Origin of the sequence: Brevibacterium renqingii, from assembly GCF_017808095.1 — a bacterium.
Classification (GTDB): domain Bacteria; phylum Actinomycetota; class Actinomycetes; order Actinomycetales; family Brevibacteriaceae; genus Brevibacterium; species Brevibacterium renqingii.
Genome location: NZ_JADBHG010000002.1, coordinates 515,744 through 535,483, shown reverse-complemented (window position 1 = coordinate 535,483; position 19,740 = coordinate 515,744). Strand labels below are relative to the sequence as shown.

The 19,740-nt window shown below is 65.1% G+C and carries 19 protein-coding genes; 4 read left to right on the top strand and 15 right to left on the bottom strand.

Annotation, left to right across the window (positions count from 1 at the left end; genetic code table 11):
- Positions 1 to 78: 78 nt before the first annotated feature.
- The 6 genes from IIE29_RS07460 to IIE29_RS07435 form a co-directional block, all read right to left on the bottom strand.
- Positions 79 to 645, bottom strand: coding sequence for a tripartite tricarboxylate transporter TctB family protein (locus IIE29_RS07460; RefSeq protein WP_209324583.1), 567 nt, complete (start codon positions 643 to 645; stop codon positions 79 to 81).
- Positions 642 to 1,709 carry a Bug family tripartite tricarboxylate transporter substrate binding protein gene (locus IIE29_RS07455; RefSeq protein ID WP_209324582.1) on the bottom strand — a complete coding sequence of 356 codons (1,068 nt, stop codon included), beginning with the start codon at positions 1,707 to 1,709 and terminating at the stop codon, positions 642 to 644. The genes IIE29_RS07460 and IIE29_RS07455 overlap by 4 nt, the downstream gene beginning before the upstream one ends.
- 125 nt (positions 1,710 to 1,834) lie before the next feature.
- A complete protein-coding gene (locus IIE29_RS07450; RefSeq protein WP_209324581.1) occupies positions 1,835 to 3,019 on the bottom strand; it encodes a CaiB/BaiF CoA transferase family protein in 1,185 nt (394 codons plus the stop codon).
- Positions 3,016 to 3,969 carry a hydroxymethylglutaryl-CoA lyase gene (locus tag IIE29_RS07445; RefSeq protein WP_209324580.1) on the bottom strand — a complete coding sequence of 318 codons (954 nt, stop codon included), beginning with the start codon at positions 3,967 to 3,969 and terminating at the stop codon, positions 3,016 to 3,018. The genes IIE29_RS07450 and IIE29_RS07445 overlap by 4 nt, the downstream gene beginning before the upstream one ends.
- A 167-nt stretch (positions 3,970 to 4,136) precedes the next feature.
- Entirely contained in the window at positions 4,137 to 5,417 is a 1,281-nt protein-coding gene (locus tag IIE29_RS07440; RefSeq protein ID WP_209324579.1) for a CaiB/BaiF CoA transferase family protein, read from the bottom strand.
- A gap of 126 nt (positions 5,418 to 5,543) precedes the next feature.
- Complete coding sequence (locus IIE29_RS07435) at positions 5,544 to 6,173, bottom strand: helix-turn-helix domain-containing protein (protein ID WP_209324578.1); 630 nt, start codon at positions 6,171 to 6,173, stop codon at positions 5,544 to 5,546.
- 73 nt (positions 6,174 to 6,246) lie between these two features.
- On the opposite strand from IIE29_RS07435, the gene IIE29_RS07430 reads away from it, so the two are divergent.
- Positions 6,247 to 6,606, top strand: a complete 360-nt coding sequence (locus IIE29_RS07430) for a hypothetical protein (protein WP_209324577.1) — start codon at positions 6,247 to 6,249, stop codon at positions 6,604 to 6,606.
- Between the two features lie 88 nt (positions 6,607 to 6,694).
- Here IIE29_RS07430 and IIE29_RS07425 read toward each other — a convergent pair whose 3' ends face one another.
- The 3 genes from IIE29_RS07425 to IIE29_RS07415 form a co-directional block, all read right to left on the bottom strand.
- Positions 6,695 to 7,546 carry a fumarylacetoacetate hydrolase family protein gene (locus IIE29_RS07425; RefSeq protein ID WP_209324576.1) on the bottom strand — a complete coding sequence of 284 codons (852 nt, stop codon included), beginning with the start codon at positions 7,544 to 7,546 and terminating at the stop codon, positions 6,695 to 6,697.
- Positions 7,547 to 7,705: 159 nt separating this feature from the next.
- Positions 7,706 to 8,617: a universal stress protein gene (locus IIE29_RS07420; RefSeq protein WP_209324575.1), complete on the bottom strand. Its 912-nt coding sequence runs from the start codon at positions 8,615 to 8,617 to the stop codon at positions 7,706 to 7,708.
- Positions 8,614 to 10,068, bottom strand: coding sequence for an APC family permease (locus tag IIE29_RS07415; RefSeq protein WP_209324574.1), 1,455 nt, complete (start codon positions 10,066 to 10,068; stop codon positions 8,614 to 8,616). Before IIE29_RS07415 ends, IIE29_RS07420 begins: the two co-directional genes overlap by 4 nt.
- A gap of 217 nt (positions 10,069 to 10,285) precedes the next feature.
- Here IIE29_RS07415 and IIE29_RS07410 point away from each other — a divergent pair, with 217 nt between their 5' ends.
- Both IIE29_RS07410 and IIE29_RS07405 read left to right on the top strand, forming a co-directional pair.
- Positions 10,286 to 10,633, top strand: a complete 348-nt coding sequence (locus IIE29_RS07410) for an ArsR/SmtB family transcription factor (RefSeq protein ID WP_209324573.1) — start codon at positions 10,286 to 10,288, stop codon at positions 10,631 to 10,633.
- Between the two features lies 1 nt (position 10,634).
- Positions 10,635 to 11,129: an SRPBCC family protein gene (locus IIE29_RS07405; protein WP_209324572.1), complete on the top strand. Its 495-nt coding sequence runs from the start codon at positions 10,635 to 10,637 to the stop codon at positions 11,127 to 11,129.
- An 88-nt stretch (positions 11,130 to 11,217) separates the two neighbouring features.
- Here the strand turns inward: IIE29_RS07405 and IIE29_RS07400 are convergent, their stop codons facing one another.
- Genes IIE29_RS07400 through IIE29_RS07375 form a run of 6 tightly spaced genes read right to left on the bottom strand, consistent with a single transcriptional unit; the run spans position 11,218 to position 18,827 of the window.
- Positions 11,218 to 11,925, bottom strand: a complete 708-nt coding sequence (locus IIE29_RS07400; RefSeq protein WP_209324571.1) for a GntR family transcriptional regulator — start codon at positions 11,923 to 11,925, stop codon at positions 11,218 to 11,220.
- Entirely contained in the window at positions 11,918 to 13,546 is a 1,629-nt protein-coding gene (locus IIE29_RS07395) for a dipeptide ABC transporter ATP-binding protein (RefSeq protein WP_425491441.1), read from the bottom strand. Before IIE29_RS07395 ends, IIE29_RS07400 begins: the two co-directional genes overlap by 8 nt.
- Positions 13,543 to 15,348: a gamma-glutamyltransferase family protein gene (locus IIE29_RS07390; protein WP_209324569.1), complete on the bottom strand. Its 1,806-nt coding sequence runs from the start codon at positions 15,346 to 15,348 to the stop codon at positions 13,543 to 13,545. The genes IIE29_RS07395 and IIE29_RS07390 overlap by 4 nt, the downstream gene beginning before the upstream one ends.
- Before the next feature lies 1 nt (position 15,349).
- A complete protein-coding gene (locus tag IIE29_RS07385) occupies positions 15,350 to 16,264 on the bottom strand; it encodes an ABC transporter permease (protein WP_209324568.1) in 915 nt (304 codons plus the stop codon).
- The gene (locus tag IIE29_RS07380; RefSeq protein WP_209324567.1) at positions 16,261 to 17,217 is read right to left on the bottom strand and encodes an ABC transporter permease; all 957 of its coding nucleotides are present in this window, start codon (positions 17,215 to 17,217) and stop codon (positions 16,261 to 16,263) included. Before IIE29_RS07380 ends, IIE29_RS07385 begins: the two co-directional genes overlap by 4 nt.
- Complete coding sequence (locus tag IIE29_RS07375; protein ID WP_343071833.1) at positions 17,214 to 18,827, bottom strand: ABC transporter substrate-binding protein; 1,614 nt, start codon at positions 18,825 to 18,827, stop codon at positions 17,214 to 17,216. Before IIE29_RS07375 ends, IIE29_RS07380 begins: the two co-directional genes overlap by 4 nt.
- 182 nt (positions 18,828 to 19,009) lie before the next feature.
- On the opposite strand from IIE29_RS07375, the gene IIE29_RS07370 reads away from it, so the two are divergent.
- On the top strand, positions 19,010 to 19,708 hold the full coding sequence (locus IIE29_RS07370) for a YoaK family protein (protein ID WP_209324565.1): 699 nt from the start codon (positions 19,010 to 19,012) through the stop codon (positions 19,706 to 19,708).
- Positions 19,709 to 19,740: the final 32 nt, after the last annotated feature.

Sequence of the window (19,740 nt, the reverse complement as noted above, 5' to 3'; positions counted from 1 at the left end):
TAATTTCCACCGACCCCATACCGGCATCGGTGGACTCACGCCATCAGCTCGTGTTCACAACCTCACGGGGAAGTACACCTAGCCCAGGATCCCGACCGGCAGGTACACGGCGAGTCCGTAGACGAACGCACCGTAGACGATGACGGCGAAGACGACGGAGAAGATGAGGTTGCGGATCCACTTCTCGGGCGCATAGATGCTGGTCAGCCCCATGAGGAATGCCGCAGTCGAGAGCAGGAAGCCGACCGGGATGAGGATGGCCAGATAGACGAAGAAGAGCGCGAACTGGAACACGACCTTCCGCGTCGCCGGCTCCGGCGGCACTTCGAGGGTGACCCCGCCGCGCGGCTCGTGCGGATCTGCCGCCTCCCCCGCCGAGGCGGCCGCGCCGTCCCCGATCCCCACGCCGGGGGCGTCGCCGACCCCGGGCCCCGCCTCGGCGAGGGCGGTCTTCCGGGCCCTGTACACGGCTTGGCCGGCGAGGAAGAGGCCGAGCACGATCAGCGCGATGCCCACGATCGCGGGGAAGGTGCGCGGGGTGACGATGTTCGCGGTCTCCTGGATGGAGAACGTCGCGATGTAGTAGACCGCACCGATGACGGCGATGACGCCGCCGGTGATGAGGTCGGTGCGCTGCGCGGTCATTCGCCGTTGCCCAGATCGGTTTCCTTGACGCCTTCCTCGACCGTCTTCGCGGCCTCGTCGACGTAGGCCTGTGCATCGTCGCCGGTGCGGAACTCCTCGGCCCACTGGTTGTTCTTCAGCGTCTCCTTCCAGGTGTCCGTCTCGCTCATGTCCTCCAGCGCCTCGGCCCAGAAATCCACGGCCTCATCGGGCATCTCGGCGGGGCCGAACACGCCGCGCCAATTGCCGAGAGTGACGTCGTAGCCGGAGTCCTTGGCGGTGGGCACCGAGTCGAAAGGCGCGGCCAGGGGCTTCTCGGCGAAGGTCACGAGCGGTTTGATGTCCCCGGATTCGAGCACCGAACGGAACTCGCTCATGCCGGCGATCGCGACCTTCGCGTCCCCGTTGAGCATGGCTGTCGTCTGTTCGCCGCCGCCGTCGTAGTTGACGAAGTTGATGTCGGCCGGGTCGATGCCGGCTTCCTCGGCGAACAGCGCGAACGGCAGCGTGTCATCGCCGGCGGCCGCGACGGTGACCTTCTGCGGGTCGTCCTTGAGCGCTTTGACCAGGGCGTCGAGGTCCTTGAAGTCTCCGTCCTCGGGGGTCACGACCATGAAGTCCTCGACGTAGAGGGTGGCGATGAGTGTGGTGTCCTCGGGACCGTATTCGCACAGGCCGCGGGCCTTCATCGTCTGGCTGGCCAGGGAGGTGACGGCGATCTGGTCGTCCTTGCCCTTCTCCTGCTGCATCATCGAGGTGATCCAGGAACAGCCGGTGCCGCCGGGCTTGTTCTGCACGGGCAGCGGGGTGCTCACAATGTCCTCCTGCTGGAGGGCTTCGACCATCGCGCGGGCCGTGGTGTCCCATCCGGAGCCGGGTTCGGCCGGCGCGGTGACCGTGACCGGTCCCTTCGGGTAGTCCCCGCCCTCGCCGGGCGGCTGCGCCTTGTTGCCGCAGGCGGTGGCCACGAGGGCGAGTCCCGCGAGGACCGCCCCGACTCCGACTGCGCGTGTGCGAACGTTCCTCTTCGTCTCCGCACCCGCCGAGGCGGCCCGCCGCGTGCGCGTGATCATCGTCGATCGCATGTGTCTTCCCCTTTGTTCAGTTGTCGCCGAGTGTTCTGGTGTCGCTGGGTGTTCCGGTGGCACTGGGTGTTCCGGTGGTGCTGGGTGTTGCGGTGTCGCTGAGTCTTCTGGCCTCGCCGGCTCGTTCAGCTGTCGTCGGGGCCCCGTTGTCCTGGCGACGGCGGGCCGTTCGGCACCGCGGAGCCATCCCGGTAGTGCCCGTTGTGCCGGCCGGGTTCGGGCACATCGCTGCGCAGGCCGAGCCGCCGGCCATCGAAGGTCAGCGGCAGCAGCGGCACGTCGACCTCGCCCCCGGTCGGCAGACCGGTCGACGCCAGTGCCCCGGAGGCCACGAGGTGCGGGTCGGAGGTGAGGTCGGCCGGGGTATTGACCGGCGCGACCGGCAGTCCGCGGCGGGTGCACTTCTCCTCGATCTCGGCCAGCGTCAGTTCCGACAGCGCCGTCTGGAGTTCGCGGTGGATGCGTTCGCGCTGGTCGACTCGGCCCTGATTGGTCAGGAAGTCCGGATCGGCGGCGAGCCCGCTCAGCCCGAATTCCTCGCACAGGTCGCGCCACTGCCCATCGGAGACGGCGGCGACGAAGACCTGGTTGTCATCGGCGTCGCGGAAGATGTCGTACACGGCCCACGTCGCCTGCCGGGTCGGCATCGGCCGCGGCGGCTCACCGCTGATCTGCGCCTGGGCCATGTGGGTGCCGACGAGGAAGGCGTTGTTCTCGAACAGGGCGGAGTTGATGAGCTTGCCGCGTCCGGTGGTCTCACGGACCCGCAGCGCCGATTGGATGCCGATGACGCCGAACATGCCGCCCATGATGTCGTTGACGCTCGCGCCGGCGCGCAGAGGCTGGCCGGGCGGACCGGTCATATAGGCGAGCCCGCCGAGCATCTGCACGACCTCGTCGAGGGCCGCCCGGTTCCCGTACGGGCCGGGCAGGAAGCCCTTGAGCGAACAGTAGATGAGCCGCGGATTGCGGGCCGAGAGCTCGGCGTACCCGTAGCCCATCGACTCCATCTTCCCGACACGGAAGTTCTCCAGCAGGACGTCGGCGGAATCGATGAGTTCGAGGACCGTGTCACGGTCGTCCGCCTCGGCGATGTCGAGCTGGACGCTGTGCTTGTTGCGGTTGAACGCGGGGAACAGTCCGGATCCCGAGCCGGGCAGGTAGCGGGTCTTGTCCCCGGCGCCGCGCGGTTCGACCTTGACCACCTCGGCGCCGAGGTCAGCGAGGATCATCCCGCAGCTGGGGCCCATGACCATGTGCGAGAACTCGATGACGCGGATGCCCTCGAGCGGCAGCGGTTCCGTGCTCATGCGCTGTCCCTCGCCGAGGCGGGGGCGAAGCGGTCGTCGAAGGCCGCGGGGGTGGCGGGGATGTCCGACAGGCTCGAGGTCAGTCCGTGTCCGACGGCGGCGATGAGGGGCTCACGCACCTCGGTCAGGGCCGCGACATCGACGCCGGTGGCCACTCCTTCGCGGTGGAGGAGGTGGACGAGGTCGTCGGTGCCGATGTTGCCTGCCGCGCCCGGGGCGAAGGGGCAGCCGCCGAGCCCGCCCATGGCCGCGTCGAAGTTCGCGATCCCGAGGTCGAGGGCGGTGATGACATTGGCCATCCCGAAGTTGTAGGTGTCGTGGAGGTGGAGGTTGACCGGTCTGTCGGGGAAAGCCTCGCGCACGGCCTGAGTGTTCCGACGCACCAGGGAGGGGCTGGCGTTGCCGATGGTGTCGGCCACGCCGATGCCGTGGGAGCCGGCCTCGACGAAGGGGCGGAGGACCTCGACGAGGTGGCCGGCGTCCGTGATGCCGTCGAAGGGGCAGATGAAGCTCACGGCGGTCGTGATGTCGAAGCGCAGCCCCTCGTCACGGGCATAGTCGGCGGCTGCCATGAGACGTTCGCTCGCCTCGGCGACGGAGGCGTCGGAGTTCGCCCGCGAGTGCCCCTCGGAGGCCGAGAGGACGAGTTTGATGTTCTTCGCTCCGGCGTCGACGGCCCGCTGGGCGCCCTTGAGGTTGAAGACGAGGGAGAAGAACTCGACCCCGTCGGCCTCGTGCGGCTGCAGACGGCGCAGGAGTTCGTCGGTGTCGGCCATCTGCGGGACCTTCTTCGGATTGACGAAGGACCCGACCTCGATCTGCTTCAGTCCCGCGGCGATGAGCTTCTCGGCAAGGACGACCTTGACGTCGGTGGGCACGAGCGTCTTCTCGATCTGCAGTCCGTCGCGCAGAGTGGTGTCGAGGATCTCGACTGTGTGGGGCCGGGCCAATGGGACTCCTTCTCACATGCTCCCGAATAACGGGAAACTATTCACCTCCGTGCGACTGTGCGCGGGGCTGATCTCGTTATACAACGCGCTCTGTTCCCGGGCCAGGCTGTGTTCGCCATGTGAGAATGCTGGGAGAATTGCCCAGCAAAAGTCCCGTTCACCGGGACTCAGTCCTCGGTATTCGCCCCGCTCTCGTCATCGGCTGCCGTGCCCTCGCGGTGGAGGCCCAGCCAGTCGAGCACTTCTTCGGTGTGCTCGCCGAGGTCGGGCCCGAGGTGGTCGATGGCGATCGATTCGCCGCCGATGACCGGGGTGACTCCGGGGAAAGCGACGTCTTCGAGCACCTCCTCGCCGGTGGAGACGTCATGGTTCTGGATCATCCCGCGGGCGGCCAGCTGCTCATCGGCGACGAGGTCCTCGGCGGTGTAGATCGGGCCCGCGGGGACGCCGGCGTCCTCGAGGATCTCGACGACCTCGTCGACTTCGCGCTCGGCGCACCAGGCGCCGATCGCCTCGTCGAGCTCCTCCCGACGGCCCCAGCGTCCGGCGTTCGTCTGCAGTTCGGCATCCTCGGCGAGGTCGGGACGGTCGATGGCATTCATCAGCCGCCCGAAGATCCCGTCTCCGTTGCCGGCGATGACCACGGATTTCCCACCGGCGCAGAGGTAGCCGTTCGACGGCGCGATGCCCTCCATCCGTCCGCCGGTGCGGGTGCGGATCTCGCCGAAGGCCGAATAGTCGGGCACGAGGGACTCCATGACGGAGAACATCGCCTCGTTCAGCGCCACGTCGACGGTCCGCTCGGACAGCGGCCCCTCCCCTTCGAAGCTGTGAGCGGAGCCGACGACCGCCTCGGCGGCTCCGGCGATCTTCTGGCGCTGACGGTCGAAGAGCATCATCACGGCTCCGAAGGCGGCCTGCATGCCGGCGATCGAGTCGCCGATGGAGATGCCCACGCGCACGGGCGGGCGATCGGGGTCGCCGACGAGCTCGCGGAAGCCCGAGTATCCCTCGGCCACGGCGGCGAAGCCGGGACGCGCGGCCATCGGCCCGGTCTGGCCGAATGCGGAGATGCGGACGAGGACGAGCTCCGGATTGGCCTGCTCGAGGACATCCGGGCCCAGTCCCCACTTCTCCAGGGTGCCGGGACGGAAGTTCTCCAGGACGATGTCGCTGCGGCGGACGAGCTCGATCACGGCCTCTCGCCCCTCCTCGGAGCGCAGGTCGAGCACGACGGACTTCTTGTTGCGATTGATCGTGCGGTAGAGCATCGAGGTGGTGCCGGCCTTGAGCCGCCAATTGCGGATCTCGTCTCCGGTTCCCGGGCGCTCGACTTTGATCACCTCGGCGCCGAAGTCGGCGAGCATCCGGCCGGCGGTGGGCGCGGCGATGTAGTTTCCGAGTTCGAGGACTCGCACACCGGTGAGGGGAAGTCGGTGCCTGCTCATAACGATGCTCCTAGTCGTGCGTGGTTCGGTTCTCCCATGGTGCCAGGTGTCGCCGGCTGCGGCGGGGATATCCGCCGTCGGGGCGTGAGCGGGGCGGCCGGCCTCTCCGGAGCGGCCGATGCCCGACTATTCGGCGCCGGTCGAATCCGCAGAAGCATTTTCCGCTGACTTCTCTGACTGCTCTGACTGCTCCGAGGAAGCCGAGTCGACCTCGGGAAGGAGGACGGTGGCGAGGCTGAAGCGCCTCTGCCCTTCTCGTCTCGGCTCCAGATAGGGCGCGAGGAGGTCCATGAGTCCGGACTGCAGCGCCGGAAGCTCCTCGGGATCGATGTAGAGCGGAGCGCGGGTGAAGCCGAGCAGCCCTCGGTCCTCCCGGCCGCTCTCATCGAGGAGACGCTCGAAGTCGGACGACAGACTGGTGAGGAAGCCGAGGAACGCCGAACGCAGCTGGACGTCATCCATCGCATCGAGGCCCTCGTGGTCGACATGCGCCAGCCGCTCCCCCAGGCCCAGGGTCCGTTCGACCGCTCCCCGCACCTTCCGTTCGTCGACGACGGTGAGGACCTGGGCCTCCAGAAGCGCCGAGATGTGCCGGTAGAGAGTCGCCTGCTTGACCTCGGGCAGAGCTTCGCGCAGCTGCGTCGTCGTCATCGTGCGACCACCGAGTTGCCCGACGATCTTCATCCGCACCGGATGCAGCACAGCGTCGACCGCCGATCCCTCGGCGTACTCAGCGGACGGATCCTCAGCGACCATGGGACTTCCTCCATTGTTATCATCGTGATAATATTCTCGAACAGACACTCACATTGAATCAGAGGAGACTGCGATGACGCAGGTCGAATACGATCAGCACGGCCTCACTGTCGGATTTCCCGGATGGGAATCGATGATGACGGGCCGCAGCACCTTTCACGTTCCCGCCCACGCGATCCGCGCAGCACGAGCGGAGCCCGGGTGGACATCAGAAGTGCTCGGCATGCGCTCGGGGCTGGCCATCTCCGGCCGCCGCAAGCTCGGTACGTTCACCCATTTCTCAGGCACCCGAAGGCTGGTCGCGATGAAGCGCGGGCTGCCGCTGCTGCGCCTGCAGACCGATCGGGAGATGACGGGGTTCGACGAGGTCCTGCTGAGCACCACCGACGCGAGAGGAATCGCAGACTCGGTCGCCGCCGGTCGGACATCCTGAAGGCAGCGGCGTCGAGCAGCGGCAGCGGCGCCGAGCGGCGGCCCCGCCGATATGCCGATGAGGGCCGCGCAGCCTCGGCGCTCATCCTTCACTGCGTGACGGTGACGACCTGTCGCTGGCGGCCGAGCCCCTCGACCTCGATCTCGACGACGTCACCGTCGGCCAGATAGGGGAACCGGCCGGACAGCGCCACTCCCTGCGGCGTGCCGGTGAGGATGACGTCGCCCGGCTCGAACGCCATCGCCTGGCTGAGCTGGTGGATGATCTCCCCGACGGAGAAGATGAGGTCGCTGGTCGACGAATCCTGTCGGACCTCACCGTTGACCCAGCTGCGCAGGCGCAGCGAACGGGAGTCCACCTCGGCGGCGGGCCTGATCGACGGGCCCAAGGGAGTGAAGCCGGGCAGGTTCTTGCCCTTCGACCACTGTCCGCCGGATTCCTCGATCTGCAGGCGGCGTTCGGACAGGTCGTTGGCCAGCACGAAGCCGGCGACATGATCGATCGCGTCCTCCGCCGAGGCGACCCGGTAGGCTCGTGTGCCGATGACCACTCCCAGCTCTACCTCCCAGTCGGCCTTCGCAGCCTCGGGCGGCAGCTCGATCGGATCCGTGGGCCCGGCGATGGTCGAGGGCATCTTGAAGAAGATGACGGGACGCTCGGGAGGTGCGGCCCTGGCCTCTGCCGCGTGCTCGGCATAGTTCATGCCCACGCACACGATCGACGAGGGACGAGTCAGCGGTGCGCCGATGCGCAGATCGTCGGCACCGTCGAGTGGCGTGAGTTCACCGGCCTCGAGGGCCGCAGTGACCTGTTCGACTCCGCCGGCTGCGAAGAACTTCGGATCGATGTCGGCAGTCAGCGGGCGCAGATCGAAGCAGACATCGTCGACGCGGACGGCGGGAATCTCCTGGCCGATCGGCCCCAGGCGCTGCAGTTCCATATGGTTCCTCTCGTTCGGTTCAGCCACTTCGTTGTGACCATCGACCACGGTAGCGTCGTCCCGAAACGCAGACTGGAACTGTTCAAGTATTGGACATGAGAGTGCGGCTGCCCGCCACGCAATGGCCTGGTTCTCGCGGCGAGCCGCCCCTCGCACATCTCACATGCCGCGCATATAGCTCTCCTTCGCGCGCCGGGGCACGACGACGACCGGCACAGGCGAGTTCTGGAGGATCCGCATCGCGTGGCTTCCCAGCGACACGCGCTTGAGCGCGCCCAGCCCCGACGAGCCGAGCATCATCACCTCGGGGTGCTTCCACTCCACGGCGTTGAGCGCCGCCGACCAGTCCGGCCCGGTGCCCACAGCGACATCCGTCTCACCTGGTCTGATGTCGAGCTGGTCGATCGAGCACAGGATCTTGTCCGTGTGCTCTCTCACGACCTCGGCCCACTCATCAACGACGTGCGATTCCGCATTCAGCCCGATGCTCGCCGCGGACAGCACGCGCGGCCTCGGGGCGAAGGACACGATCCGGAAGGGCACATCCGACTCCGCGGAGACCATGGCGGCTCCGACGATGAGTCCCGCCGAGGTGGAGGAGCCGCTGTAGGCCGCGCTGATCCGCTGCAGTTTCGCGCCCGCCTCGGCGCGGTAGCCGGCCGGGGCGAGCGCCACGGGCAGTTCCGCACTGTGGAGCAGCCCGTTCGACACCGAGCCCAGAGCGATCCGGCCGTGCCTCCCGTCGGCGGCCGGACCGACGACGAGGCGGTGTGCTCCGACGCTCTCGCTGACCTCCAGCAGTCCGCGCCTCGAGGAGCCGGCACCGCGGACGAGGTAGTCGGCCTCGATATCGGAAGGCACGAGATCGCGCGCCTGGTCGAGGGTCGCCTCGGCGATTCTGCGGATGTGCGCCTGGTATTCGGCGTCGATCTTGTCTCGGCTCGGCGGCCAGGCGGTCGAGCTGATCGCGGCCACTGTCAGGGTCTTCCGGTAGGTGCGGGCCATGACGATGCCGAGTTCCACGGCGGCGCTGTTGTCCTGGCCGGGCGCGGCTCCGACGACGATGGTCATGATCGACCTCCAGCGGGATCATTGGGTTCCTGAAGGGCGGGACCCGCCTCGGCGAGCTGCCTGCCGAGGACGGACGATTTGCGGCCGAAGACGAAGTAGAGCCCGAGGATGATGGCGGTCCAGATGACGAAGACGACGATCGTGATGACCTGCAGGCTGGAGATGATCCAGAAGCAGCCGATGATCGACAGCACCGGCAGCACCGGGTAGAAGGGAACCTTGAAGCCGCGTTCGAGGTTCGGTTCGCGCACGCGGAGGATGATCACGGCCAGGGAGACGACGACAAAGGCGACGAGGGTGCCGATCGAGGTCATCTCGGCGAGGAAGTTCAGGGGGATGAAACCGGCGAGGACTGCGATGACCACGGTGACGACGATCGTGCCCTTGACCGGGGTGAGCGTGCGGGGATTGACGTCGCGGAACAGCTTGGGCATCATGCCGTCTCCTGCCATGGTGAACAGGATGCGGGACTGGCCGTAGATCGACACGAGGGTGACGGAGAAGATCGAGATCACAGCACCGGCGGCAACGACGGTGCCCGGCCACTGGGAGCCGACGATGGCCTCGAGGATCGCCGAGAGACCGGCAGTCTGGCCTTCGAACTCTTCCCAGGGCTGGGCGGAGAGCGCGGCGACGGCGACGAGGACGTAGACGGAGGTGACGATGATGAGGGCGGCGATGAGGGCCCTGGGCATCGTCTTCTTCGGGTTCTTCGTCTCGTCTCCGGCTGTCGCGACCGCGTCCATGCCGACGTAGCTGAAGAAGATCAGTCCCGAGCCGGCGACGACGCCGGAGATGCCGAAGGGGGCGAAGTCGGAGAAGTTGTCGGTGTTCCAGCCGGTCACGCCGACGCAGATGAAGAAGACGAGGACGCCGATCTTCAGGCAGACCATGATGGCGTTGACGACGATGGATTCGCCGGTGCCGCGCACCAGCAGGAAGCAGCACATCGCGAGCAGGATGATCGCCGGGAGGTTGACGATGCCGCCCTCTTCGGGCGCATAGGCCAGGGCGTGCGGGATCTGGAAGCCGAAGAGGTTGTACAGCAGCTGGTTGACGTACTGCGACCAGCCGACCGCGACCGCCGCTCCGGCCACCCCGTATTCGAGGAGCAGGCAGGCGGCGACTCCCATAGCGGGAAGCTCGCCGAGGGTGGCATAGGCGTAGGAGTAGGACGATCCGGAGACGGGGACGGAGCCGGCGAGCTCGGCATAGCAGATGACAGCGAGGCCGGCGACGACTCCGGCGATGACGAACGACCAGATCACAGCAGGCCCGGCCACCGGCACGGATTCGGAGAGGATGAAGAAGATTCCGGTGCCGATGGTCGAGCCGACGCCGACCATCGTGAGTGAGAACAGGCCGATCGTGCGCTTGAGGTCGGTCTCGACGTCTTCCTTCTGCCGTGGGACCGGCTTGATTCGGAACAGCTGCTGTCGCAGGTTGGGCATCATCTTCTCCAGACATCGTTGTCGGTGCGGCGAAACTGGTCGTTTTGACTGTACGTCAGGTTCGCTTGCTCGGCGAATGGGCGCGAAGAAAAATCGGCGCGGCGGGGAACGTTCGAGAACTTTATTCAACCAAACGATTGACTATCTGCGGGTGCGAGACCTAGGCTACCTTTCAACCGGTTGGTTGAATAATAGTTCTCATCCCTCAGGAGGCTCAATGGCAGATCAGCTCTCCAAGGTCTTCGCAACCCTGTCCGACCCCACGCGCCGGGACATCGTCGCTCGGCTCAGCGTCGCCGATGCGACGGTCAACGAGCTTGCCGAACCCTATGACGTGAGCGTGCAGGCCGTGTCGAAGCACCTCAAGGTCCTCGAGGACTCCGGCCTCGTCACTCGCACCCGTGAGGCCCAGCGCAGACCGGTCCACCTCGAAGACAAAGTCTTCGATCTCATGACGAAATGGATCGACAGATACAGGCAGCAGGCGGAGCAGCGCTACCAGCGCCTCGACGCCGTCCTCGAACAGATGGACGAGGACGAACCCACATCACGCGAAGGAGCATGACATGACCACCACAGACACCGCCGACTACTCGACGCTCAAACTCGACGTCCCCGAGGGCGTGCAGACCGTAACGATCACCCGCGATTTCGCGGCCGGCCCGGACAAGGTCTTCCGTGCCCACATCGACCCGGAGCTCTTCGTCAAGTGGTGCGGTCCGGATACGATCACGAACACGATCCGCGAATGGAATCCGACGACCGGAGGCAACTGGAGCTACGTCGCGTCCGACGAAAACGGCGAATACGGATTCTTCGGTTCGTTCCACGAGGTGCGGGAGAAGGAGCGCATCGTCCAGACCTTCACCTTCGAAGGCTTCCCCGATGCCGTCAATCTCGAGATCCTCACTCTGACCGCCCTCGGCGACGGGCGGACCCGGCTGACCTCGACCTCGGTCTTCGATTCGCTCGAGTCCCGCGACGGCATGGTCGCCTCGGGGATGGAGCATGGAATCGTCGAGGGCTACAACAAGCTCGACCGGCTGCTGGCCGACGGCTGACGGTCGCTGAGCCCGCCCAGGGCTCGATCTCCCTACACTCCATCTGAGGGCGCCCTCCCCGATATCTGCTCGAGGTATCAGGGCGCCCTCAGGTGGTCTGAGACTGTTCGGCCATCATCGCGAAGTAGGAATCGCGGCTGCGGCGGACGTGCCGGGCCATCACCTCGGCGGCTTCGGCCTGCTGACCGGCGTCGATGGCCGCGATGATCTCCCGATGCTCGGGCCAGGCTTGGGGGCCGCGCCGAGTGACATTGAGTGAGTACAGCCATTCGATCTTGCCCGAGATCTGACGCAGCAGGCTGATGAACGACAGACTCCCGCTGAGTTCGGCGACGGCAAAGTGGAAGCGCATGTTGAGCACGGCGAGTTCCTCGTAGCGTTCCTGCCCTATGACGATGTCACCGGCGTCGAGGATGTCGCTGATCTCCTTGCGCTGGGCGCGCCACTTGGGATCGGGTACATCGCTGCCGTTGAGTTCGGCTGCACGCTTCGCCGCGCGTTTCGCCGTCGCCGATTCGAGAACGATGCGGATCTCGAAGAGGTCCTCGGCATCTTCGATCGGGGAGGGCGCGACCATGCTGCCGCTGTACGGCCGAGACTCGACGAGCCCTTCGGCTTCGAGCGAGCGAAGCGCCTCCCGAACCGGGATCCGCGAGACATCGTACTGTTTGGCAAGGGCGGCCTCCCGCAGCTTGGTGCCCGACGGGTGGACCCCCTTGATGATGTCATCACGGATCTGTGCCCCGACGCTGACGCTGCTCGAGGTGAGCGGGGTCGTGCGTTCAGGCTCAGACATTGAGCAGGCCGGAACCCGGAACAGCCGTCAGAAGCCTCTGCGTATAATCGGCTTTCGGATGCTCGATGACATCTCTCGTCGTTCCAGCTTCTACGATCTCTCCGCTTTTCATCACAACAACATCGTCTGCCAAGTTCGAGACGACTGCAAGGTCATGGGTGATGAACAGGCAGCTCACCCCCAGGCTCGACTGCAGGTCGCGAAGAAGGTCGAGAATCTGCTCCTGGACCAATACGTCGAGCGCGGATACTGCTTCGTCGCAGATCAGCAGTTCCGGTTCGCTGATGAGGGCCCGGGCTATCGCGATTCTCTGTCGTTGTCCGCCGGACAGCTCCGCAGGCCGACGCTCGAGCATCGACTCCGGCAGCGCCACCTGTTCGAGCACCTCTCGGACTTTCGCGCTGCGTTCAGCCGTCCCGCCGATCTTGAACACGTCGAGCGGTTCGCGGATGATCCGTCCGATGCTCCACATCGGATTCAGCGAGGAGTACGGATCCTGGAACACCGGCTGACTGAATCGACGCAGAGTGCTGCGCTCAGCCCGCGAAGTCGCGTCGACATTGCGACCTCCGGCGAGCACTTCGCCACTCGTCGCTTTTTCGAGACCGAGGACGATCTTCGCGATGGTCGACTTTCCGGATCCCGACTCGCCGATGACCGCGGTCGTCTGACCGCGCTGCGCGGAGAAGCTCACACCTTTGAGTGCATGGACCTCCTTGCCGCGCCCACGAAGCCTGTACACCTTGTGCAGATCGCTGATCTCGAGGACCTTCTCCGGCTGCGTCGCCTCATCGACACCGTCTGGATCCGCCAGCGGTCGGCCTTCACGCTCGACGACGATGCTCGGTGCCGCCTTGACCAACGACTTCGTATATTCGTCCTGAGGGTCACCGAGGACATCTTGGGGCGCACCACGTTCGACAACTCGTCCTTGGTGCATGACAAGGATGGTGTCGGTCCGCTCGCCGGCCACTCCCAGATCGTGAGTGACGAACAGCAGCGAAGTGCCTCTTTCCGTGACAAGCTTCTGCAGATGATCAAGGATCTGCTTCTGCACCGTCACATCGAGTGCCGACGTCGGCTCATCGGCGATGATGAGGTCGGGGTCTCCCGACAGCGCAATCGCAATCAGCACCCTCTGCCGCATTCCGCCAGAGAACTCATGGGGATAGGAGCGTCTCCGATTCTCCGCGTCCGGGATACCCGCATCAGTCATCAGCTGCACGACCTTACGAGTCAGCTCAGCCGAGTCCTTGACCCCGTAGGTCCACAGGGCGTCAGCGATCTGGTCGCCCACGCGCATGCTCGGGTTGAGACTGGCCATCGGGTCCTGAGGCACGAGCGCGATCGATCGGCCACGCAGCTCCTGCAGCCTCTGTCGGTCCGCCTCGACCAGTTCCTCGCCACGATACTTCACCGATCCGGCGCTGACTCTGCCCGCGCCGGGAAGCAGTCCCAAGATTGCTCCGATAGTCGTCGACTTTCCCGAACCCGACTGCCCCACAAGTGCCAGACGCTCCCCCGGCGCGAGAGTGAAACTCACATCGTGGAGCACCGGTGACTCGTAGGAGACTTCCAGCCCCGAGACCTCGAGCACAAATTCTCCGCTCACGTCATTCACCTGCCTGCCGCATAGCCTTGGGCCCCGCGCGGGTTCGCCCCTGCCGTCATCCGTCCGGTTTCTGGGTCCCGGGAGACACACGACAGCCGGCCCAACTCCCAGTCGCCGGCCTTGGTCACCGCGTGTCCCCGGCTGATGAGACCGTTGATGACTTCATCGCCGAGGCGATCCTCGACGACCGCTCCCCCGGGGACCCACGTGCGGGGCCAGAAGGACCCGGCCAACGCAGTCGTGTGCAGAGCCGGGGCGTCGATGGCTTCCTGAGCCGCGTAACCGCCGACGAGAAGCCGGAGTATCAGCAGCAGCTGCCACTGTTCCTGCTGGTCACCGCCGGGAGAGCCGAGTGCGATGACTGGCTGACCGTTTTTGGAGATCAGAGTCGGGGTGAGGGTCGTGCGGGGCCGCTTGCCTGGGGCGAGAGCCGACGGAGCGGTCTCATCGAGCCACATCATCTGCAGCCTGGTGCCGAGGCCGAAGCCGAGCTGCGGAATGGTCGGTGAGGACTGCAGCCACCCGCCCGAGGGCGTTGCCGAGATGATATTGCCCCAGCGATCGACGACATCGATGTGGCAGGTGTCGCCGTTGTTGACGCCGTTCTTCTGCACGGTGGGTTCGCCGATCCCCGCTTTGATGAGCTCCTCCCGGTCCGCACCTTCGAGGACGAGTGGCGGTGCGAATGCCGGAGCGAGACCTTTACGGCTGGTCCCCGGGCGGAACTCTGCAGAAGCCTCTTCCGTGATGAGCGCCCGCCGACTTGCAGCGTAGTCGTCGCTGAGCAGCCAGTCGAGATCGACTTCGCCGTCACCGTAGTACGTGTCGCGGTCGGCCATCGCCAGCTTGAGCGCCTCGAGAATGGTGTGGGCGCCGAGTTCACTGGAGGGGTCCAGACGCTCATCGTCGTATCCCTCAAGAATCTTCAGCGCCTGCAGAAGCACGGGCCCTTGCCCCCATGCGCCGATCTTCGCGATCTGATGGCCGCGGAAGTCAATGGTCACGGGTTCCTCGAAGTGCGCATCGAATCCGGCGATGTCTTCCAAGGTCATCACTCCGGCGTGGTCGCTTCCCGTCGAATGCCGGTGGGGGGCAGTGATGAATTCTGCGATCGCCTCGGCGACGAAGCCGGTCTTCCACTCGCGGCGAGCGGCCTGGACCCTGCCTTCCCGTGTGGGCTCTTCCCCGCCGGCCGCGATGAGTCTGCGCAGAACGTCGGCGTAGGCGTGGTTGAAGATCAGTTCTCCAGCCTCCGGGACCTTGCCTTCCGGCAGCCATTGAGCCGCTGAACTCGGCCAATGTTCTGTGAACAGGTCCTGAACCCGCTCGATCGTCCCGACAGTGCGAGCAAGAGCCGGATGTCCGTTGTCGGCATAGTCGATAGCGAAGTCGAGGACATCCGCGACCTCCCAGGTGCCGTGATGCTCGAGCAGGTTGAGCCACGAATCGACCGCTCCTGGAACCGCCGCAGCGAGCGCCCCCGCTCCGGGCACCATATCGAGGCCCTCGCTGCGGTAGTGCTCGATCGTCGCCGCAGCTGGGGCCGGCCCCTGTCCCATCATGACTTTCGGATTCGACGGATCCTCGGCTGTCGCGAAGATGCCCGTCATGTCACCAGCCGGGCCGTTGAGGTGCGGTTCGACGACGTGCAGGAGGAAGGCGCCGGCTACAGCGGCGTCGAAGGCATTGCCACCGCGTTCGAGCACGGCCTGCGAGGCGGCGGTAGCCAGCCAGTGGGTGGAGGCCGCCATACCGAAGTGGCCTTCGAGCGTGGGGCGGGTGGTGAAAGTCGCAGGTGGAGTGAATGACAAGTCAGTGTCCCTTCTTGGAGTTGGGGTCGAGGGCGTCGCGCAGGGCGTCGCCGAAGAGGTTGAAGGCCAGGCAGATGAAGAGGATTGCGAGACCGGGGAACAGCGCTGTGGACGGTGCACGGAAGATGTACTGCTGCGCATCGGAGAGCATGATCCCCAGGCTGGGCGATGGCGGCTGGATTCCCAAGCCGAGGAAGGAGAGCATCGATTCGCCGATGACGGCGGTGGGAAGGATGACCGTGGCCTGAACGATGATCGCCGAGGCAGCGTTGGGAAGGATGTGCATGCCGAGGATTCTGGCCTTCGACGCGTCGGTGGCGATGGCCGCCTTGACGAAGTCGGCGGACTTCAGCCGCATCGTCTCTCCTCTGACCACGCGGATCATCGTCGGCACCTGCGAGATACCGAGGGCGATCGCGGCGTTCGACAGGCTCGGGCCGGAGATCGCAGCCAGACCGACCGCGATGATGAGGAACGGGAAGGCCAGGGTGACATCGGTCAATCGGGAGATGACCGAGTCGAGACCGCGAAAGTAACCGGCCAAGAGCCCCAATGGTGTTCCGACGACGACAGCGAGCAGGACAGCCAGCAGACCCACCTGAAGTGAGGCCCGGACTCCGAATGCCAGTCTCGACAGGATGTCTCGCCCGAGGTCATCTGTGCCGAAGACATAGCCGATGGTCCCCGGAACTTGAAATGGCACATGGAAATTCGTCTGGGCGAACCCGTACGGCGCGATGAGCGGTGCGAAGACGCCGATGAGGACGACGAGAACGACCATGACCGAGCCGATGAGCCCCAGAGGAGTTCCCACGATCGATTTGATCAGCCACAGTGTTCTGTTCGTCGAGGCGTGGAACTCCGGGTCGAGACCCTGGGTGCTCTTGTTCGTGTTGGTGACGATCGGTGTGCTCATGAGGCATCCTCGCTGACGCGGATTTGTGGGTTGATGACCGAATAGAGGATGTCAACGGCCAGATTGATCAGAATGTACGACGCAGTGATCACCAGGACGACGGCCTGGATGACCGGATAGTCGCGGGAGAACACTGCATCCAGGGTGAGCTTGCCGATGCCGGGCAGCGCGAAGATGCGCTCAGTGACCACGGCACCCGAGATGAGGCCGCCCAGCTGCAGACCGACGATGGTGACGAGGACGATGAGTGAGTTGCGCAGCCCGTAGCGGAACAGCACGCGCGGCCGCGAGAGCCCTTTCGCTCGCGCCATCCGCACATAGTCGGTTCCCATGGTCTCGATCATCGAAGCTCGCGTCTGTCGCGTGATGACGGCAGCCAGGCTGGTGCCGAGAATGACCGAGGGCAGGGTGAGATAGTAGATGCCGCGGATCGGATCCGAGAGCACATCGACGTACCCGGAGGCAGGGAACCACCCCAGACTCACCGCGAGGCCGAGGATGGCCAGGAGCCCGAGCCAGAAATTCGGAACCGAGAGACCGAGAAGGGCGATGAAGTTGCTTCCGAATTCGGGCCACCTCCCGCGGAAGCGCTCCGCGATCATTCCCAGGGCGATCCCGGCGACGACTGCGACCACGATGGCGTAGAGAGCCAGCCACAGAGTCACCGGAAGCGTCGTCGCGATCATGTCGGTCACCGGGAGGCCCGTTCGTGTGGAATCCCCGAGGTCACCGGTGAGGATGGAACCGATGAACTTGAGGAACTGGACGAGCAGAGGCTGATCGAGACCGAGATCAGCGCGGATAGCGTCGAGCCGCTCGGGTGTCGCTTCCTCACCGGCCATGGCCAAGGCGGGATCACCCGGAAGGAGCCGCACTCCGAAGAAGATGACGATTCCGGAGAGCACGAAGGTGATGATCGCGTGCAGGATCTTCGTGAGGACGAACCGAGTCATCGCTGACCTCCGTTCTTGAGAAAGCCGGCCTCGGACAGGTGAACGACGCCGTCGGAATAGACGTCGATTCCAGCGACGTCCTCGGTGTATGCGGTGAGGTTCTTCTGTCTGTAGAGGTAGATGATCGAGTTGATCTCCCCGATCCGCTGAGATGCTTGGCCGTAGAGGTCGGCTCGCTCGCCCTCGTCCGTGGATTCGCTGGCGCTGGTGAGAAGATCATTGAGCTGCGGATCGTCCTCGCCGGTGACGTTATTGGCAGCACCGGGATAGTGGAAGGTGTAGAGGTTGCCGTGTGGATCCACTCGTCCTGACCATCCCAGCTGAAGCAGTTCGTAGTCACCGCGGTCCTGCGCATCGAGCAGAGCGGTATACTCCATCGGCTGCACTTTGATGTCGAAGCCCGCTTCTTTGGCGGCAGCTTGGACAGCCTGGGCGAACCGCAATGTGTCCTGCGTGTTCGATACCTTCATATTCACGGTCAGCGGAAGTTCGACTCCCTCATCCTTGAGGATCTGCTTGGCCTTCTCTGGGTCGTAGTCGACGCATTCGTCGCTGGCTTCCGTGGCGAACGGACTGTCGGGAGAGATGCCGGAACACGCAGGCGAGAACCACCCGTTGAAGACGGTGTTGACGAGGGCCTTGCGGTCGATCGCCATCGACAGTGCCCTGCGCACTTCGGGCTTCTGGCCCAAGGGCGTCTCGAAGTTCTCCGGAGCGTCGCCGAACCCCATATTCACAGTCAGTCCCTGATATCCGAGGGAGTTCGACTGCAGGAGACCGATCCCCGACTCTTCGTCCAAAGCATCGACGTCCTGGGGGGAGATCGTATCGGCGACCTGCACGTCTCCGGAGCGGATGTTCGCGGCTCGGATATTGGCGTCGGTCATGATCTGATAGGTGATTGAATCGAGGTGGACCTTGTCGGCGTCGTAATAGTTCGGGTCTTTGACGACCTTTATCGAAGTCTGCGCGATGCGCTTCTCGAACTTGAACGGACCCACGCAGACCGGATTGTCGCCGAAGTCCTCGCCCTCCTTCTCCAGCGCCGTGGGAGACATGATCATCCCGGCTCGATCGGCCAGCGCTGCGGTGAACGGGGCAAAGGGCTGGTCGAAGGTGACCTCCACTGTGTGGGCGTCGAGCGCGGACACCTCGTTGATGGGCCCGAGTTCTGCGGCTCTCGATGATTCCTCGAGATTGATTCCGCGCTCGATCGTCGTCTTGACCGCCTCGGCGTCGAATTCCGTCCCGTCGGCGAACTTCACGCCGTCTCTGACGGGGATCCGCACCGTCTTTCCGTCCTCAGAGATCAAAGGCATCGCAGTGGCCAGCATCGGGGTGATCTCACCGTTCTCGTCGATGTCGTAGAGCTTCTGGCACATCGTCTGCATGACATAGCGGGTATAGAGCGATGAGGAAGTGGTCGGGTCGAGCCGGTCGGGCTCCGAGGACAGCGCCATGACGAGGTCGCCACCATCGCGGAAGTCTGCGGGATCAGCGTCGATCGACTTCACGTCGGACCGTTCGGGCGGCTCACCCAATGGCTGCACCGGCACACATCCGGCCAGCAGAGCGGCACCCGCAAGCACCGCAACTATCCGCTTTTTCACTCGCACTCCCTCGTGATCTCAAACCTTAAGCAGTATTTGCATACAATTTATAGGGCGCTTAAAGTTTTGTATACAAACGCTGAGGATATTCCGAATAATGGGACGGCCGAAGTGCATTCCAATTCCCGACGCTCGGAATGCACCGCCGCGGCACTCCCACACTCTCCGACGAAAGGGAGCCGATGACACGTCGACTCGACCTGGCCATGCTGCTGTTGCTGACCTTCTCGACCGGCATGGTCGACGCCATCGGCTACCTCGGCTTCGACAAGGTCTTCACCGGGAACATGACCGGCAACGTCGTCATCCTCGGCATGGGTCTGGCCGGGGCCGACGGCGTTCCCGTCCTCAGGCCCGCGCTCGCTCTCGTCTTCTTCATGATCGGCGCCGCCCTGTCCGGCCGGATCCTCGGTGACATCGGCGAGGCCTGGCAGAGGCGGACGACGCTGATCTTCGCGATCGTAGCCGCAGGCTGTGCCGGGCTTTCCCTGTACGTTGGTCTGATGCCCGACCCCGAGGTCGGCCTCGCCGGCACGGTCTTCACCTCGGCGCTATCGGCGCTCATGGGGGCGCAGGCGGCCGCTGCTCGGAAGATGAAGATCGCCGATGTCACCACCGTGGTCGTGACCTCGACGATCGTCGGGCTGGCCTCCGACTCGCGGTTGGCCGGCGGCGACAGCATCCGGTGGATCCGACGCCTGCTCGCAGTCATCCTCATCCTCATCGGAGCGCTGGCCGGCGCAGCGACGCTCATGCTCAATCAATGGATCGGCATCGCCCTCGTCGCCGTCGCCATCGCGGTTGCCACCGTCATCGGTCACCGCGGCGCGAAGAGGCGAGCCCTCGCCGAGGCGGCCGAAACCGTCCCCTCGAACGCCTGAGAGGGCCCGGTTCGACGGAGGACGGCGCTCGA

Excerpts from the sequence above, each read along its gene's own strand:
- IIE29_RS07460 (WP_209324583.1), bottom strand. The coding sequence starts at position 645 with ATGACCGCGCAGCGCACCGACCTCATCACCGGCGGCGTCATCGCCGTC.
- IIE29_RS07455 (WP_209324582.1), bottom strand. The coding sequence starts at position 1,709 with ATGCGATCGACGATGATCACGCGCACGCGGCGGGCCGCCTCGGCGGGT.
- IIE29_RS07450 (WP_209324581.1), bottom strand. The coding sequence starts at position 3,019 with ATGAGCACGGAACCGCTGCCGCTCGAGGGCATCCGCGTCATCGAGTTC.
- IIE29_RS07440 (WP_209324579.1), bottom strand. The coding sequence starts at position 5,417 with ATGAGCAGGCACCGACTTCCCCTCACCGGTGTGCGAGTCCTCGAACTC.
- IIE29_RS07435 (WP_209324578.1), bottom strand. The coding sequence starts at position 6,173 with ATGGTCGCTGAGGATCCGTCCGCTGAGTACGCCGAGGGATCGGCGGTC.
- IIE29_RS07430 (WP_209324577.1), top strand. The coding sequence starts at position 6,247 with ATGACGCAGGTCGAATACGATCAGCACGGCCTCACTGTCGGATTTCCC.
- IIE29_RS07425 (WP_209324576.1), bottom strand. The coding sequence starts at position 7,546 with ATGGAACTGCAGCGCCTGGGGCCGATCGGCCAGGAGATTCCCGCCGTC.
- IIE29_RS07420 (WP_209324575.1), bottom strand. The coding sequence starts at position 8,617 with ATGACCATCGTCGTCGGAGCCGCGCCCGGCCAGGACAACAGCGCCGCC.
- IIE29_RS07415 (WP_209324574.1), bottom strand. The coding sequence starts at position 10,068 with ATGCCCAACCTGCGACAGCAGCTGTTCCGAATCAAGCCGGTCCCACGG.
- IIE29_RS07410 (WP_209324573.1), top strand. The coding sequence starts at position 10,286 with ATGGCAGATCAGCTCTCCAAGGTCTTCGCAACCCTGTCCGACCCCACG.
- IIE29_RS07405 (WP_209324572.1), top strand. The coding sequence starts at position 10,635 with ATGACCACCACAGACACCGCCGACTACTCGACGCTCAAACTCGACGTC.
- IIE29_RS07400 (WP_209324571.1), bottom strand. The coding sequence starts at position 11,925 with ATGTCTGAGCCTGAACGCACGACCCCGCTCACCTCGAGCAGCGTCAGC.
- IIE29_RS07385 (WP_209324568.1), bottom strand. The coding sequence starts at position 16,264 with ATGAGCACACCGATCGTCACCAACACGAACAAGAGCACCCAGGGTCTC.
- IIE29_RS07380 (WP_209324567.1), bottom strand. The coding sequence starts at position 17,217 with ATGACTCGGTTCGTCCTCACGAAGATCCTGCACGCGATCATCACCTTC.
- IIE29_RS07370 (WP_209324565.1), top strand. The coding sequence starts at position 19,010 with ATGACACGTCGACTCGACCTGGCCATGCTGCTGTTGCTGACCTTCTCG.